At 72.0% G+C, this 15,659-nt stretch carries 13 protein-coding genes; 10 read left to right on the top strand and 3 right to left on the bottom strand.

Features of this window, described 5'->3' with window-relative positions:
* Positions 1-663 (bottom strand): S1 family peptidase (locus HG543_RS40665; RefSeq protein WP_169350312.1); only part of this gene is annotated, 663 nt, incomplete at its 3' end.
* Between the two features lie 391 nt (positions 664-1,054).
* On the opposite strand from HG543_RS40665, the gene HG543_RS40660 reads away from it, so the two are divergent.
* The 9 genes from HG543_RS40660 (at position 1,055) to HG543_RS40620 (ending at position 12,360) form a co-directional block, all read left to right on the top strand.
* Positions 1,055-4,645 (top strand): serine/threonine-protein kinase, encoded by a 3,591-nt coding sequence (locus HG543_RS40660; RefSeq protein ID WP_169350315.1) that lies wholly within the window; start codon positions 1,055-1,057, stop codon positions 4,643-4,645.
* 71 nt (positions 4,646-4,716) lie between these two features.
* Positions 4,717-5,373, top strand: coding sequence for a 2-hydroxychromene-2-carboxylate isomerase (locus HG543_RS40655; protein ID WP_169350311.1), 657 nt, complete (start codon positions 4,717-4,719; stop codon positions 5,371-5,373).
* A 65-nt stretch (positions 5,374-5,438) separates the two neighbouring features.
* Positions 5,439-7,745, top strand: coding sequence for a LeuD/DmdB family oxidoreductase small subunit (locus tag HG543_RS55855; RefSeq protein ID WP_246357648.1), 2,307 nt, complete (start codon positions 5,439-5,441; stop codon positions 7,743-7,745).
* Positions 7,742-8,389, top strand: a complete 648-nt coding sequence (locus HG543_RS40645; protein ID WP_169350310.1) for a hypothetical protein — start codon at positions 7,742-7,744, stop codon at positions 8,387-8,389. Before HG543_RS55855 ends, HG543_RS40645 begins: the two co-directional genes overlap by 4 nt.
* 75 nt (positions 8,390-8,464) lie before the next feature.
* On the top strand, positions 8,465-9,661 hold the full coding sequence (locus HG543_RS40640; RefSeq protein ID WP_169350309.1) for an acetyl-CoA C-acetyltransferase: 1,197 nt from the start codon (positions 8,465-8,467) through the stop codon (positions 9,659-9,661).
* A gap of 32 nt (positions 9,662-9,693) precedes the next feature.
* Positions 9,694-9,909, top strand: coding sequence for a hypothetical protein (locus HG543_RS40635; protein ID WP_169350314.1), 216 nt, complete (start codon positions 9,694-9,696; stop codon positions 9,907-9,909).
* Positions 9,906-11,228 carry a hydroxymethylglutaryl-CoA lyase-like TIM-barrel protein gene (locus tag HG543_RS40630; protein ID WP_343073564.1) on the top strand — a complete coding sequence of 441 codons (1,323 nt, stop codon included), beginning with the start codon at positions 9,906-9,908 and terminating at the stop codon, positions 11,226-11,228. Before HG543_RS40635 ends, HG543_RS40630 begins: the two co-directional genes overlap by 4 nt.
* 56 nt (positions 11,229-11,284) lie before the next feature.
* Positions 11,285-11,482 (top strand): hypothetical protein, encoded by a 198-nt coding sequence (locus tag HG543_RS40625; protein WP_169350308.1) that lies wholly within the window; start codon positions 11,285-11,287, stop codon positions 11,480-11,482.
* 146 nt (positions 11,483-11,628) lie between these two features.
* Complete coding sequence (locus HG543_RS40620) at positions 11,629-12,360, top strand: DUF1751 domain-containing protein (protein WP_169350307.1); 732 nt, start codon at positions 11,629-11,631, stop codon at positions 12,358-12,360.
* Positions 12,361-12,397: 37 nt separating this feature from the next.
* On the opposite strand, the gene HG543_RS40615 is transcribed toward HG543_RS40620, so the two are convergent.
* Positions 12,398-14,038, bottom strand: a complete 1,641-nt coding sequence (locus tag HG543_RS40615; RefSeq protein ID WP_169350306.1) for a sigma 54-interacting transcriptional regulator — start codon at positions 14,036-14,038, stop codon at positions 12,398-12,400.
* A 236-nt stretch (positions 14,039-14,274) separates the two neighbouring features.
* Here HG543_RS40615 and HG543_RS40610 point away from each other — a divergent pair, with 236 nt between their 5' ends.
* Positions 14,275-14,910: a YceI family protein gene (locus HG543_RS40610; protein ID WP_169350305.1), complete on the top strand. Its 636-nt coding sequence runs from the start codon at positions 14,275-14,277 to the stop codon at positions 14,908-14,910.
* 137 nt (positions 14,911-15,047) lie between these two features.
* Here HG543_RS40610 and HG543_RS40605 read toward each other — a convergent pair.
* On the bottom strand, positions 15,048-15,659 hold a 612-nt coding region (locus HG543_RS40605; protein WP_439332617.1), incomplete at its 5' end, for a DUF6982 domain-containing protein.

Below are 15,659 nucleotides of genomic sequence, written 5' to 3'. Positions count from 1 at the left end.
CGCCCGGAGGGGGGCCTGGCTCGCCAGCGCCGCGCCGCCCCGCGCCAGGTCGTCCACCAGCGCGCCCAGCCCCGCCGTGGGCGTGGCGATGCGGCAGGCCGCGCCGCCATGCACCAGACCCACCACCCGCATCCGCGCGTCCACCAGCGGCGCGCCCGAGTCACCCGGCCGGCCCCGCATCGTCGTGAAGAGCGCGGCGGGCACGTCCGGCAGGGACGGGCAGCGGCCCAGCCGCTCCAGCATCGCCTCCTGCGGCTCGCCGGGACGGTCATTGCGGCCGGCGAACACCAGCGGCTCGCCCGGCAGGGGCAGTCCGTCCGCCACCTCCAGCGGCCGCACGCTCGCGCGGGCATCCAGCCGGATGACCGCCACGTCGCGGCCCGGGTCCACGTGGATGTACGTGCCATTCAACTGCCGGCCGTCCTGGAAGGTCAGCTCCACTCGCGTGTCGTCGGGCCGCACACAGTGCGCCGCCGTGAGCGCGTGCCGGCCGTCCTCCACCACCACCCCGGCGCAGTGGCCGTCGCCGAGCGTCACCGTGGCGGCGGCCACGTCGTCCACGTCGGGCGGTCCTTCGTCGGGGGCCCGCCCCTGACAGGCCGAGAGCACCGCCACGCCCAGCGCTCCCGCGCACGCCAGCCACTGCCACGAGCCCCCGCGCATCGTCCGCCTCCCGCGCATGGACGCCGCCTTCGAAGCGGCGTCCCGCGAGGAGGATGTGCACCCACCCGGCGGAGCCTCCAGGCAGGGTCGTCGGGCAGCCACACGGGCGGGGCTCGCGCTGGCTGACGCTCGCCGAGACGGCCCGGAATCGAGTCCACTGTTACCCGGAAAGAGGCCACGGAACGTGCCCGTACCGTGCAAACGTGATATTCCATTGACCTCTGGATTCCGCTGACCTTCAGGGCCCCACCCCACCTCCGTGAGCGACGAGGAGAAGACAACCGTCCTGGACGAGCGCAGCCGTCCTCCGAGCTCGTGGGGGGACCGCATCCGCACGCCCATCACCCTGCCCGGGTCGCGCCCGGGAGAGCGCCGCTCGCTGGAGCCGGGGATGTTGGTGACGGGGCGCTACCGGGTGGAGGGGCTGCTGGGTGAAGGTGGCATGGGCCGCATCTGGCTGGCGGCGGACCTGCACGAGAACCGGCGGGTGGCGCTGAAGGAGATGCAGGTCCCCGCGGGGCTGACGGCGGCGAAGACGGAGGAGCTGGTGCTGATGTTCCGGCACGAGTTCTTCGCGATGAAGAAGCTGCAGCACCCCGGCACGCTGAAGGTGTTCGACTGGGGCATGACGGAGGCCGGCAACCGCTTCATCACCATGGAGGTGGTGGACGGGACGGACCTGAGCACGCTGGTGCGTGACACGCCGCTGGACACGCGCACGCTGTACCGGGTGCTCATCCAGATGGCGCAGGTGCTGGCCTTCCTGCACTCGCGCCTCTACGTCCACTGCGACATCAAGGCCAGCAACGTGCGCATCACCCGCTCCGGCGCGGTGAAGCTGATGGACTTCGGGGTGATGCACCAGCTGGGCACGCCCAGCCCCGGCCGGCTCAAGGGCACGCTGGAGTACCTCGCCCCGGAGTGGCAGCGCGGCGCCAGCATCGACGGGCGCGCGGACCTGTACTCGCTGGGGGTGATGGCCTACTACCTCGTCACGGGCCGGCTGCCCTTCAAGCGCAACACGCCCGCGGCGCTCCTGGCGGACCACCTCACGCGCCCGCCGCCGCGTCCCTCCACGATTTGCGCCGTGGAGCCGAAGCTCGAGGAGCTGATTCTCACGCTGCTGGCGAAGGACCCGCGCGAGCGCTTCCAGGACGCGAGCGAGCTCTTGGAGGCCCTGTGCCACGCCAGCGGCGAGCCGCTGCCCGAGGAGCCGCTGTCGGCGCGCGCCAGCTACCTGCACGTGCCGGAGGTGGTGGGGCGCGGCGCGGAGCTGGAGGCGCTGATGAACGGGCTGGCCGAGGCGGACTGGGGCCAGTCCCGGGCCATGGTCATCGGCGCGCCGGCGGGCGTGGGCAAGACGCGGCTGCTCCAGGAGTTCGAGCTGCAGGCGAAGCTGGCGGAGCTGCCCTTCGGGCGCGGGCAGTGCCGCGCGGAGGGCCAGGCCCCGCTGTCGCCCATCACGCAGGCGCTGCGCTGCCTCATCCCGCACACGCCGCCGGACATGATGCAGCGGCTGTCGCCCCGGCTGGGGCGGCTGATGCCGGGGCTGAACGCGGAAGGGGGCGCGGTGTCGCCCCAGTCCGCGTCCCAGGCGGTGGGCGAGGAGAAGCTGGCCTTCTTCGGCGCGCTGGCGGAGTGGGTGCAGGCGCTGGGGCGGCAGATGACGCTGGTGCTGTGCTTCGAGGACCTCCAGTGGGCGGACAGCGCCACGCTGGAGGTGCTCAACGTGCTCATCCGCACGCTGCACGGCACGCGCGGCATGGTGGTGGGCACGTTCCGCTCCAGCGAGCTGAGCCGGCTGAGCCTCGCCTTCCAGACGGTGGACGAGAAGCTCACCACGCGCATGGACCTGGAGCCGCTGACGGCCGAGCACGTGCGCACGCTGGTGGAGCTGGCGCTGCCGGGGCTGTCGGTGCCCGAGGGCTTCGTCACCCGGCTGCACGCCACCACCGGCGGCAACGCCTTCTTCGCCACCGAGTGTCTGCGCGCGCTGGTGGAGGAGGACGCGCTGCGGCGCGTGGGTGGCCGGTGGAGCGCGGCGGAGGGGCTGGACACGCGGCCTTTGCCCGCGAGCATCCAGGACGCGGTGCTGGCGCGCCTGGCGTCCGCGCCGCCCGAGCAGGTGGCGCTGCTGCGGCGGCTGGCACCCGCGGGCCGCAACCTGGAGTTGCCGCTGGTGCGCGCGCTGGCGGACCTGCCCGAGGTGGAGCTGTTCGCGGTGCTCGACGGCATCGTCGAGCGGCAGTTCCTCCAGGAGGAGGAGGGCCGCTACGTCTTCACGCACGACACCGTGCACCAGGCCGTCTACGACAGCACGCCGGATACCGAGCGGCGGGTGGCGCACGGGCGCGTGGCGCTGGCGCTGCAGACGCTGTACTCGCAGCGGCCGGACCTGTCGCGCGCGGTGGGCTGGCACTACCTGCGCTCGTCGGAGCCGGAGCTGGCCATCGGCCCGCTGCTGGACGCGGGGCGGGCGGCGATTGAAGCCCAGGCGCTGCTGGAGGCCACGCTCCTGTTGAAGGAGGCGGCGGCGCTCCTGGAGGCCGCGCCGGACTTCCCGGGACGCGACAGGCTGCTGTTGCGCATCTGGGTGACGATGGTGGAGGTGGGCTACTCCAGCGACCCGCCGACCTCGCTGGCCTTCGCCGAGAAGCTCTTCGCGCACTGGAAGGCCGGGGTGGACCTGGAGGAGGGGCGGCGGCAGGCGCAGGAGGAGCTGGACGCGGCGTGCTCGGCGCCCGAGTCCGAGCGGCCCGCGCGGCTGCGGGAGCTGTTCCGCGAGCGTGAGGTGGATGCGTACGCCTCCCCCGGGGACGTGTTCTGGAAGCAGGCGGAGCTCCAGATTCTCCAGGGCATGGCGCTGGCCATCGTCGGGCGCACGGAGGAGCTGACGGCGCTGCTGGAGCGCGTGCAGGCCGAGCAGCCGGAGGTGTCGCCGTACCGGGCGGGGACGCTGCTGTCCCCGGCGGTGCTCTGCGCGTACACGGGCCGCTTCGCGGGGGTGCTGGAGACGCAGTACGAGCAGCTCGCGAGGCTGCGCGGGCTGCGCGAGGCCATGGGGAAGCTGCCGCGGCGGCTGGCGTGGGCGCTGGGGATGGGCGGCTACATGATGAACATGAACCTGGCGCTGCGCGGCGAGCCCCTGGACGTGCAGGCCACGCGCGACGGGTACGCGGTGGCGGAGGCGCACGGGTTCTCGGACGTGCGGGCCTTCCACCTGTTCTCCGTGGTGACGCGCGCGGCCTTCACGGGGGATGGCTCGGCCTTCGTGCCGGCCTTCACGGAGAAGACGGACCTGGTGCGGCGGCTGGGAAATCCCCGGCTGATGGAGCGCAACCTGGCCATCTTCACGCCGCCCTACTACCTGGAGCGTGGCGAGCACGAGCACGTGGCCGCGGTGGTGGCCCGCGCGGAGACGCTGGCGCGGGTGCTGCCGGGAGACCGGTGGCTGCAGTGCCACGTGCAGGTGTACCAGGCGTGCCGGGACGTGCTCTTCGAGGACGCGGCGGCGGCGCGCCAGTCGCTGCCGAGGGCGCTGGCCGCGGCCCGCGAGGGCGGCCTGCGCATGGAGACGCTGCTGCGCGTCTACGAGTCGCGGTTCGAGCGCGAGCAGGGGAACCTCCTGTCGGCGGGTGACGCGGCGGAGGCGGCGCTCGCGCGGGCGACGGACCCGGTGCTGTGCAACCCGTGGGATGAAATCCTCGCCCGGCGGGCGATGGCGGCGCTGCTGCCCGGAGACGAGGGCACCGCGCACCTGCGCAAGGCGCTGGCGCTGGCGGAGCTGACGGGCAACGTGCTGCAGATGGGGCTGGTGCACATGTCGCTCGCGGAGCGCGAGCCCGAGGGCGAGGAGGCGGTGGCGGAGCTGGAGACGGCCGAGGCGCTCTTCGCGGAGGCTCGCGCCACCAGCCTGCTGTCGCTGGCCACCTCGCTGCGCGGCGCGCTCCAGCGGCGCCTGGGGGTCCGGCAGAGCGCGTGACGGACTGTACGGTCCGCGCCAGGGGCGTGCTGTGTCGCTCCCTCGCGGCGCGGCGGCGATAGAGTGCCGGCATGGCCCGCACTCCCCTCCGCTTCTGCTTCGACTACCTGTCTCCCTATGCGTACCTCGCGTGGACGCGCATGCCCGCGCTGGCCGCGCGTCACGGCCGCGCCGTGGAGCCCGTGCCGGTGCTGCTGGCGGGGCTGCTCAACGCGCTCGGCAGCGTGGGGCCGGCGGAGATTCCGCCCAAGCGCGTCTATGTGTTCAAGCACACCTTCCGCATCGCCCATGAGTTCGGCGTGCCGCTCACGCCGCCACCGTCGCACCCGTTCAATCCGCTGCTCGCGTTGCGGGTGACGGCCGCGGTGGAGGACTGGGAGGCCCGGGGCCGGCTGGTGTCCGCCCTCTATGCCTCCGCCTGGGGAGGCGGGAAGGGCGCCGAGACGCCCGAGGCCGTGGCCGCCGCCATCCAGGCAGCGGGGCTCGATGCCCCAGCGCTGCTCGCCGCCGCCCAGACGCCCGAGGTCAAGGACCGCGTGCGCCGGAATACGGAAGAGGTGCTCGCCGCGGGTGGCTTCGGCGTGCCGACCATCCTCGCGGACGGAGAGGTGTTCTTTGGCGTGGACTCGCTCGGCCACCTGGAGTGGTTCCTGCGCGGCGAGGACCCCCTCTCCCAGGTGGACCTCGAGCGCTGGCGCAACCTGCCCGTGACCGCGTCCCGGCGCTGATGTCGGAGCACGGAGCCGCCGCTTTCCGCTAGGGTGCCCGGTCCATGGTCTCCGGACGGCCCTCCATGACCCTCACGCAGAAGGTCCTCGCGCACCATGCGCGGGGACTGACGCGCCCGTGGGTCCAGGCCGGCGACATCGTCCGCCTGCGCGTGGACTGGACGATTGCCAGCGAGCTGGCGTGGAACGGCATGGACCGCACGTACAGCGCGCTGGGCCGGCCGCCCCTGCATGACCCGGGGCGCTTCTTCCTCGCCGTGGACCACACCGTGGACCCGGTGGCGCTCGCGAATGACCCGAAGGCCCGCGCCCTGGCGCAGCGCTCGCGCGACTTCGCCCGCGAGGCCCGCGTCCGCCACTTCCATGACGCCAACGAGACCATCCTCCACACGCGCTTCTATCGGGAGCTCGTGCAGCCGGGGCAGGTGGTGATTGGCGCGGACTCGCACACCACGTCCCACGGTGGGCTGGGCGCGTTCGCCATCGGCCTGGGCGGCGCGGACGTCACCGCGGCCATGGTGCTCGGGGAGACGTGGCTGGAGGTCCCCGAGGCCATCGCCGTCGAGTACTCGGGCACGCCCGCCTTCGGCATCGGTGGCAAGGACATCATCCTCCACACGCTGGAGCGGCTCGGCCGCAACACCTCCGCGCTGGAGCGCACCGTGGAGTTCCGCGGCGAGGCGGTGCGCGGCTTCTCCACGGACACGCGCTTCACGCTCGCCAACATGACGGCGGAGCTGGGTGGGCTCAACGGCATCTTCGAGGCGGACGCGGTGACGCTGGCGTGGCTCGCCGGGCGTAAGTCGGAGAAGGACGCGGCGCTGTGCTTCCGCGCGGACGAGGGGGCGCCCTACGTGGAGCGCCACCGGCTGGAGCTGGACCGGCTGTCCCCCCGCGTGGCGAAGCCGTTCTCCCCCGACAACGTGCGGTCCGTGGAGGAGGCCGCGGGCCTGCCGCTGCACGGGTGCTTCATCGGCGCGTGCACCACGACGGAGGAGGAGCTGGTGCTCGCCGCACTCGTGCTGGAGGCGGCGTTCCGGGAGCGCGCGCCCCGGCCGGCGGTGCGCGAGCGGCTCGTCGTTCCCGGAGACCTGGCCATCATCGAGCGCATGCGCCAGGGCGGCCTGTGGGCGCACTACGAGAGGGCGGGCTTCCGCATCGGGCCGCCGGGGTGCTCCATGTGCCTGGGCGTGGCCTCCGAGCGCGCGCGGCCCGGCGAGGTGTGGCTGTCCTCGCAGAACCGCAACTACGAGAACCGGATGGGACAGGGCTCGCTGGCGTGGCTCGCCTCCGCCGCGACGGTGGCCGCGTCCTCCGTGGACATGCGCATCACCGACCCGCGTCCGTGGCTGGAGCGCATCGACCGCGAGCGGTACGCGCGCCTGCTGTTCCGCGACAGGACGCCGCGCGTCCCCGAGGTCGCCGTCCGCGAGCCCGAGGTGGAAGGAACGTTCATTCCACCCGCCGTCGCGTCAGCGCCGCCCGGGGGCGTGCCCGCCGGTTCGGAAGTGGAAGGAACGTTCATTCCACCGGCCATGCTGACGGAGGCGTCGGGGCCGGTGCCCGCCGGCTCACGCTCCGCAGTGGAAGGAACGTTCGTTCCACTGACGCAGGCGGCGTCCGGGCCGGTGCCCGCTGGCGCGAGCTCGGCGGCGGAAGGAGCGTTCATTCCACCGACGCAGGTGGCGGCGTCTGGGCCGGCGCCCGCCGCCCCGCGCTCGGTGGTGGAAGGAACGTTCGTTCCACGCCATCCGGCGTCGGAAGCCGTGTCGTCGATGGGGCCGCTCGCGGTTGACGGCACCGGAGCTGACGGGCGCGAGGCGTCGGTGCGGGCCTCTCACGGTGGCACCGTCATCCGAGCGCAGGTGCAGCGCTTCGGCGACCACGTGGACACGGACGCCATCATCCCCGGTGAGTTCTGCCACCTCACGGACTCCGCGGCGCTGGGCGCGCGCTGCTTCGCGCACGTGCGCCCGGACTTCGCCGCCCGGGCCCGCGAGGGCCGCACCGTCATCGTCGCCGGAGAGGGCTGGGGCACCGGCAGCTCCCGCGAGCAGGCCGTCTGGGCGCTCCAGGGCGCCGGCATCCGCGCCGTCATCGCGAAGAGCTTCGCCTTCATCCACCGGCGCAACCTCGTCAACGAGGCCGTGCCCCACCTCGTCCTCACCGACCCGGACTTCCACGCGCTCGTCCAGGAAGGCGACACCGTCGAGGTGGACCCGGGCACCGCCACCGTCACGCTGGTGTCCTCCGGCCGCCGCTTCGCCGCCGCGCCCGTCAGTCCGCTCGTGCACGCGCTCCAGTCCGAGGGAGGGCTCGTCCCCGCCGTCCGTCGCCTCGGCCGCAACGTCTTCGAGGTGCTCCCCGCATGAACGTCCTCGTCGAGCTGGGCATCGCCGTCGCCGGCCTCGTGCTCGCCATCGTGCTGGTGTTCCTCAACCTCTGGCGCGCCATCCTCTTCCTCTTCCCCGGCAGCGTCCGCGTGGAGCCCGAGGCCCCCGCGGACCAGATGGACCTGCCGCTGGAGCTCGGGCCGATGGCCACCCAGCTCCAGGCGCTCGGCTTCGTGCCGCTCGGCAGCCACGAGGAGAAGCCGCGCCTCCAGCGCGCCACCCGCTCCTATGACTGGGCGCACCCCGGAGAGCGCGTCTTCGCCACGCTCCACCTGGGTCAGGACGACTCCCCCCGGCTCTACCTCCTCACGCCGGTGGCGCCCCACGGCTTCGTCATCACCGCCGGCTACCGGCGTCCCGCCATCGAGCTGCCCGGCGTCTATCGCTCCGGTTCACTGGAGGACGCTTCGCCGGAGCGGCTGCTGCGCGCCCACCTCCGCCGTCTGGAGGGCTTCACCCCCACGGGGAATTACACCTGGGAAGGTCGCGTGGAGGCCGGGCGTTCCTGGTACCAGGGGCTCGGCCGCAAGGAGATTCGGCGACAGAACCTGCAGGGGTTGTTGTGGACCGTCATGGCGCTTGCCATCGTCGCCAGCGCCTTCCTGGGCCGGCGGGTCTCCTGACGACTCCAACCCACACGTCACGACGTCACGGCGCGCGTGCACCGCGCACGTGTTGAGAGTAGGTAGACGACCACCATGAAGAGCGTGTCCAAGTCCGAGGAGATCTATTTCCTGTCCGGCAAGCGCACCCCGTTCGGTACCTACGGGGGCAGCCTGAAGGACCTCAGCGCCACCGACCTCGCCGTGGAGTCGGCGAAGGCCGCCCTCGCCCAGGCGAAGGTGTCTCCGGAGGACGTCCAGCACGTCGTGTACGGGAACGTGGTGCAGACCAGCTCGGACGCCATCTACCTTCCGCGCCATGTGGGCCTGCGCACCGGCGTGCCCGTGCCGGTGCCCGCGCTCGGCGTCAACCGGCTGTGCGGCTCGGGCTTCCAGGCGTTCGTCACCGCGGCCGAGCAGATGCTCACCGACCAGGCGAGCTGCGTGCTGGCTGGCGGCACCGAGTCCATGAGCCAGGCGCCCCACGTCATCCGCGGCGCCCGCTGGGGCATCCCGCTGGGCAAGGGCGGTCTCGAGGACATGCTCTGGTCCGCGCTGACGGACAGCTACACCGGCCAGGCCATGGCGCTCACCGCCGAGCAGCTCGCGGTGGACTATTCGATTACGCAGGACCAGGTGGACGAGTACGCCGTCCTCACCCAGAAGCGCTTCGCCGCCGCGCAGGAGGCGGGCCGCTTCCACGACGAGATTGCCCCCATCACCCTCAAGGGGAAGAAGGGCGACACCGTCGTCTCGCGCGACGAGCACAACCGTCCGGACACCACGGTGGAGGGGCTGCGCAAGCTGCCCAAGGTCTTCAAGAAGGACGGCGTGGTGCACGCGGGCGCGGCCAGCGGCATCTGCGACGGCGCGGGCTCCATGGTGATGGCCACGCGCGGCTTCGTGGAGAAGCACGGCCTGAAGCCCATTGCCCGGCTCGTCAACTGGGGCGTCTCCGGGTGTGACCCGAAGGTCATGGGCATCGGCCCCGCGCCGGCCATCCGCCAGTTGCTGGAGCGCGCGCAGTGCAAGCTGTCCGACGTGGACCTCTTCGAGGTGAACGAGGCCTTCGCGCCGCAGTACCTCGCGGTGGAGAAGGAGCTGGGCCTGCCGCGGGACCGCACGAACGTCAATGGCGGCGCCATCGCCGTGGGTCATCCGCTGGGTGCGTCCGGGGCTCGCATCACCACCACGCTGGTGTACGAGCTCAAGCGCCGCGGCGCTCGCTATGGTATCGGGTCCGCCTGCATCGGCGGCGGCCAGGGCATCGCCGTACTGGTCGAGGCGCTCTGATGGCAGGACACGATTTCCAACCGGGACGCGAGATGAGCAACGAGGTGGACGCGAAGACGGCCCGTGAGCGGGCCAAGGCCATCGCCGAGCAGCGCCGCGCGGAGCGTCGCAACCGCAAGCGCAAGTGCGTGGTGTGTGGCGTGGAGGAGAGTGACAAGACGCCGCTCACCGCCCACCCCGAGGGCATCGGCCCCGCCTGCAAGGACGAGGTCGCCTGTCTGTCCCGCAAGGCTGCGGGAGCGCGGTGAAGAAGCCGGCTCGAGCCTCGCGCCGCCCGCGTGAGGCCGAGCTCATCCACGACTGGAACGCCGCCGGCGCGCCGGCCCGCCCCGCGCACCCGGTGCAGGTCTCCGACGAGACGTTGCGCGACGGCGTCCAGTCCGCCTCGGTGAGAGAGCCCTCCACCGAGGCCCGCCTGGAAGTCCTGTCGCTGATGGACCGGCTGGGCGTGGGCGCCGCGAGCCTGGGCATGCCCTGCACCGGCGAGCGCGGCTTCCAGCACTCGCTCGCCCTGGCGCGGCACGTGCGCGAGGCCCGGCTGAAGCTGGAGCCCTACTGCGCCGGCCGCACCGTGGTGGAGGACCTGGCCCCCATCGCCGAGGTGGCCCAGCGCTCCGGGGTGCCGGTGGTGGTCCACACCTTCGTGGGCTCCTCCTCCATCCGCCAGTGGACGGAAGGCTGGGACGAGCCCTTCCTGCGCCGCGCCACCCGGCGCGCCATCCAGTTCGCCCGGAAGCAGGGGCTGGATGTCGCCTTCGTGACGGAGGACACCTCGCGCTCGTCGCCCGAGCGGCTGGAGCCCCTCTTCCGCACCGCCGTGGACGCGGGCGCCACGCGGCTGGTGCTCTGTGACACGGTGGGCCATGCCTCGCCCGGCGGCGCGCGGGCCCTGGTGGGGTGGACGCGGCGGCTCCTGGACGGGTGGGGGCTTCCGGCCGTCCGGCTGGAGTGGCACGGGCACAATGACCGGGGCCTGGCCCTGGCCTGCGCCCTGGCCGCGCTGGAGGCGGGGTGCCACCGCGCCCATGGCTGCGGCCTGGGGGTGGGGGAGCGCGCCGGCAACGCGCCGCTGGACCTGTTGCTCGTCAACCTGTCGCTGCTGGGCTGGGCCGAGGTGGACCTGGGTGCCCTGCTTCCCTACGTGCGCGGGGTGTCCCGGGCGCTGGGGGTGCCCATCCCCCGCAACTACCCCCTGGCCGGGGAGGACGCCTTCCGCACCGCCACCGGCGTCCACGCGGCGGCCATCCTCAAGGCGCGGGCCCGGGGGGACACGTGGCTGGAGGACCGGGTGTACTCCGCCGTCCCCGCGGCGGCGCTGGGGCTGCGGCAGGCTATCGAGGTGGGGCCCATGAGCGGCAGGGCCAATGTGCGGGCCTGGCTGGAAGCCAACGGAGTGCCCGTCACGGAGTCCCTCTGCCGCGCCGTGCTCCGGGCAGCCCGGGCCAGTCCGGGGCTGCTGTCCGACGAGGAACTGCGCGCCCTGTGTTCCGCCCAGGGGGCAGGGGGCCCCGGAGGCCGTGTCGGGAACCGGGTCCGGAGGGACCGGAATGTGGGCTCCGTTTCTTGATGGCGGAATCGTCTCGGGGTAAACGTCCAGAATCTCTGGTTTAGACGAGGGTCGGAATGGGCGTTATCAGCTTCACGGGAGTCAAGGTGTTCTCCACGACTCTGGCGCGTGACCGCGAGAACATGGGTGAGAACATCACCAAGTGGCTCAAGGAAAACCCCAACGTCGAAGTGGTGGACAGGGTGGTGACGCAGTCCTCCGACAAGGAGTTCCACTGTCTGACCATCACGCTCTTCTACCGCGCGAAGTCCTGAAACAGCCGCGCGAGGCGGAAGAGGTGTGTCTCCAAGGGCGCTCTCCCCGGTGACGGGGTTGGGCGCCTTTGTCGTTTGGGGTTGCGAAGCGGCGGAGGTTCCACCACCTTTGGTCGTCCTCGAACGGTGAGTGGGAGGTGTACTGAATGCGACCGATGCGCAGCTTCGGCGGCAGGGGTGGCGGAGGGCTGCCCGGCCTGGAGACGACGGCGTCCAAGCTGGCGGTTGCGCTGGTGGCTGGCTCCGTGTTGTTCCACCTCACCAAGGGAGGGCAGGGCGGGCTGCTGCTGCTCTTCCCGGACTTCGTCTTCACCCGGTTCTTCCTGTGGCAGCCGCTGACGTACGCCTTCATCGAGGGCAGTCCGCTCGGCATCATCTTCGGCGCCATCATCATCTGGTCCATCGGCGGCTACCTGGAGTCAATCTGGGGAGGCAAGCGCCTGCTCCTGGCGGGGGTGGGCATCACCGCGCTGGCGGGCATCCTCACGTCGGTGCTGGCCCTCGTCGTGCCCAACGCGACGACGCAGATGTACTTCGGCGGCAACGTCATGACGACGGCGCTGTGGGTGGCGTACGGCCTGAGCATCGGCCGGGGTGAGACGAACTTCTGGGGCATCCCCCTGTCGGGCAACGCGCTGGCGGGCATCGGCGCGGGCTTCGTGGTGCTGTCGGCCGTCACCGCGGGCTGGCAGACGCAGGTGCCGGACCTGCTCGCGCTGGGCCTGGTGTTCGCCTACGTGCGCGGCGCCAACCCGCGGCGGCTGATGCTGCACTTCCAGCACTGGCGCCTGCAGCGGCAGCTGAAGGACCGCTCCAAGCACCTGCGCGTGGTGCCGAAGAACCAGAACCGCCCGGACCGGGACCAGTACCTCAACTAGAAGTCCGTCGTCCGGGCACCTTGGGCACGGCGGCCCGTCAGTGGGCCGCCTCGGGGTGCCCGTACTGCTTGAGCTTGCGGTAGAGCGTGGCCACGCCGATGTCGAGCTGCTCGGCGGTGCGCGCGCGGTTGCCGCCATTCTGGGCCAGCACCGCGAGGATGTACTCCTTCTCCATGTCCTCCAGCCGGCGCGGGTTGCCGGTGGGCACGAGGCTGGGCGGCGCGGCGCGGACCTCCTCGGGCAAGTCATCCCGCTCCACGCGCTGGCCCTCGCACAGGGCCACCGCGCGCTCCACGGCGTTGCCCAATTCGCGCACGTTGCCGGGCCAGTCGTAGCGCAGCAGCTGATCCGCGGCTTCCGGGGACAGGGCCGCCACCTTGCGGCCGAGCCGCTCGGAGGCCTCGGCCAGCAGCAGCCGCGCCAGGGGGAGGATGTCGTCGCGCCGCTGGCGCAGCGGGGGAATCTTCAGCTCGATGACGCGCAGGCGGTAGTAGAGGTCCTGGCGGAAGCGGCCCAGGCGCACCTCCTCGGCGAGCTCCCGGTTGGTGGCGGCCACCAGCCGCACGTCCACCTTGCGGCTGGTGTTCTCGCCCACGCGCCGCACCTCGCGCTCCTGGAGCACGCGCAACAGCTTGGCCTGCATGGCCGGGGGCACCTCGCCCACCTCGTCGAGGAAGAGGGTGCCGCCGTGGGCCGCCTCGAAGAGGCCGGGCCTGTCATGGGTGGCGCCGGTGAAGGCGCCGCGCGCGTGGCCGAACAGCTCGCTCTCCAGGAGGCTCTCGGTGACGGCGGCGCAGTTGACGGCGACGAAGGCCTTGTGCGCGCGGCTGGACTCGTCGTGGATGAGGCGCGCCACGCGCTCCTTGCCCACGCCGCTCTCGCCGGTGACGAGCACCGTGGAGTCCACCTTGGCCGCGCGGCGCGCCAGGTTGAGCACGCGCTGCATGGCCTCCGAGCGCGCCACCATGCCCGCCGGGTCCTCATTCACGCCCGCGCGCGCCAGCGACTGGCGCTTCGCCCGCAGCTTGCGCTCGGCCTGCTTCAGCGCGTCCGTCACCTGCGCCAGCACGCCCTCCATGCACTGCGTTTCATAGAAGCGCAGCACCTCGGTGCACTCGGTGCTCCACTCCTCCGCGGGCCGGCCGATGAAGTGGCAGGCCGCGTCGCCCTTGCCCACGCAGCGCACTTCCGTGCCGTAGATGGGCTTGCCGTTGACGTAGCTCATGTAGCCGGATGCGAAGCCGGTGAGGCTCCAGCACACCGGCTGGTCCGCCTGGCCCAGGTGCAAGAGGTGCTGCTCGGCCTCATAGGAGTCGCGCCACTGCGCCTCCGCGAAGGGCTCCGGTGTGTCGTCGTCGGGCCGGCGCTCCACGCGCTCCACCCGGACCTGGCCCTGCAGCGTGTGCAGGCGCCCGCCCGCCCGCCTCCAGACGGATTCGTCCGGCCAGGGCACCGCGGCCTTCAGGGCCTCGGCCGTCCGCCAGCCGTGCGCGTAACCCAGCCGGGTGAAGATGCCGCGCGCCGCCGTCATCCCCAGCAGGTCGATGAGCTCCTTGCGCAAGAGACCCAGCGCCACCGGGTCCATCAGCACCGCCCGCTGCCCCGCGAAGTGGATGAGGCCGCCCCCCGGCTCGAAGGACAACAGCTCGTTCAAGCCCAGCTCGAATCCGCCAGCCACGGTGTACGGCCCCCTTCCAGAGTGAGCTGTCACTCTATCAATTTGAGATGCCCCGCGCACCCGATGATGGCGTCTTGGAGTGATTCCGAGGGTTTGGTGTGTCGCGTGCCTTGGTCCCCGGGTTGCAGTAGAAGGGCTCCGTCAGACGCTTTCGAGGGCTGCCCGTCCGGAACCCCGTTGATGCGCGGCCCCCCAGGCCGCGCGCCTGAAACCGCAGTACCCGAGGAGAACCTCACATGAAGACGACCCTGAAGAGCGCCGTTGCCCTGATGATTGCCCTGCCGTCCCTGGCGTTTGCCTCCACCTGGGACGTTGACCCCGCGCACTCCAGCGCCGGCTTCACCGTGCGGCACATGATGGTGTCGAACGTGAACGGCTCGTTCAACGTGAAGAGCGGCGTGGTGAACCTGGACGACAAGGACGTCACCAAGTCCACCGTCGAGGCGACCCTGGACGCGGCCTCCGTCAACACCGGCAACGCCAAGCGCGACGAGCACCTGCGCGCCGCTGACTTCTTCGACACCGCGAAGTTCCCGACCATCACCTTCAAGTCGAAGAAGGTGGAGCAGGCCGGCGAGGGCAAGCTGAAGGTCTCCGGCGACCTGACGATGCACGGCGTCACCAAGCCCGTCGTCCTGGACGTGACGGGCCCGAGCCAGGAGTCGAAGGACCCCTGGGGCAACACCCGCCGCGGCGTGCAGGCCACCACCAAGCTGAACCGCAAGGACTTCGGCCTGACCTACAACTCGGCGCTCGAGACGGGCGGCGTGGCGGTGGGTGAGGAAGTCACCGTGAACCTGGACCTGTCCCTGACGAAGCAGCAGCCGAAGGCCCCCGCGGCGAAGCCGGCGACCGCGTCGGACAAGAAGTAGTCCGAAGCCACTTCTGGCGCTGAATGACGGAGGGGCCTCCCACGGTGGTGGGGGCCCCTCTTTCATTTGCGGGCTGGGTTGGAGCCGGTGGGCGGGAGCACCCGGCGTGGGGGCTCCCGCTTCGGGACCGCGGGCCGTCAGCCCTCCGCCACCGCCTGCACGCTGGAGCGGTAGATGAAGATGCGGGCGGTGTTGGTGCGCTGGTCGGCGGGGATGACGAAGAAGCCCGGCGTGGTGCCCTTGAAGTCGCGCGAGAAGCCCGCGACCTGGCGGCCGTCGTTGAAGGTGACGCGAATCTTCTGACCCTCCGCCTGCGGCTGACGCGCGCCGGCGGTGAGCATGAAGAAGATGGCCTTCACGCGCTTGCCGGGAATCTGCTCGGGGGCGAAGCCGCTCTGCTGCTCCAGCGAGATGACCTCGTCGAGCAGGTCCGCGTCGCGGATGGTGCCGCGCTTCACCTGTCCCTCGACGGTGTGGATGATGACGCGGTGCTCTCCCTCCACGAAGGAGGTGAGGGGCGCCGAGTCCGCCACGGCCGGCTGGGCGAAGAGGGGCTCCCGCGTGACGACGCGATTGGCCGGCGTGACGGGAGCGACGACGGGCGTCGCGGCGGCCGGCGTGACGGCCGGGGCGCGCGTGGCCGGAGCGGCCGCCACCGCCTGGGCGACGGGCGCGGGCGGCGGGACGACGACTGGCGTGCTCGCGGCGGGCACGGTGGGGATGGCGGTCGCGCTGGGCCGGGCCCGGAC

Origin of the sequence: Pyxidicoccus fallax, from assembly GCF_012933655.1 — a bacterium.
Taxonomy (GTDB): Bacteria; Myxococcota; Myxococcia; order Myxococcales; family Myxococcaceae; genus Myxococcus; species Myxococcus fallax.
The sequence above is the reverse complement of the archived record's forward strand: the minus strand, read 5'-3'. Positions and strand labels throughout refer to the sequence as shown.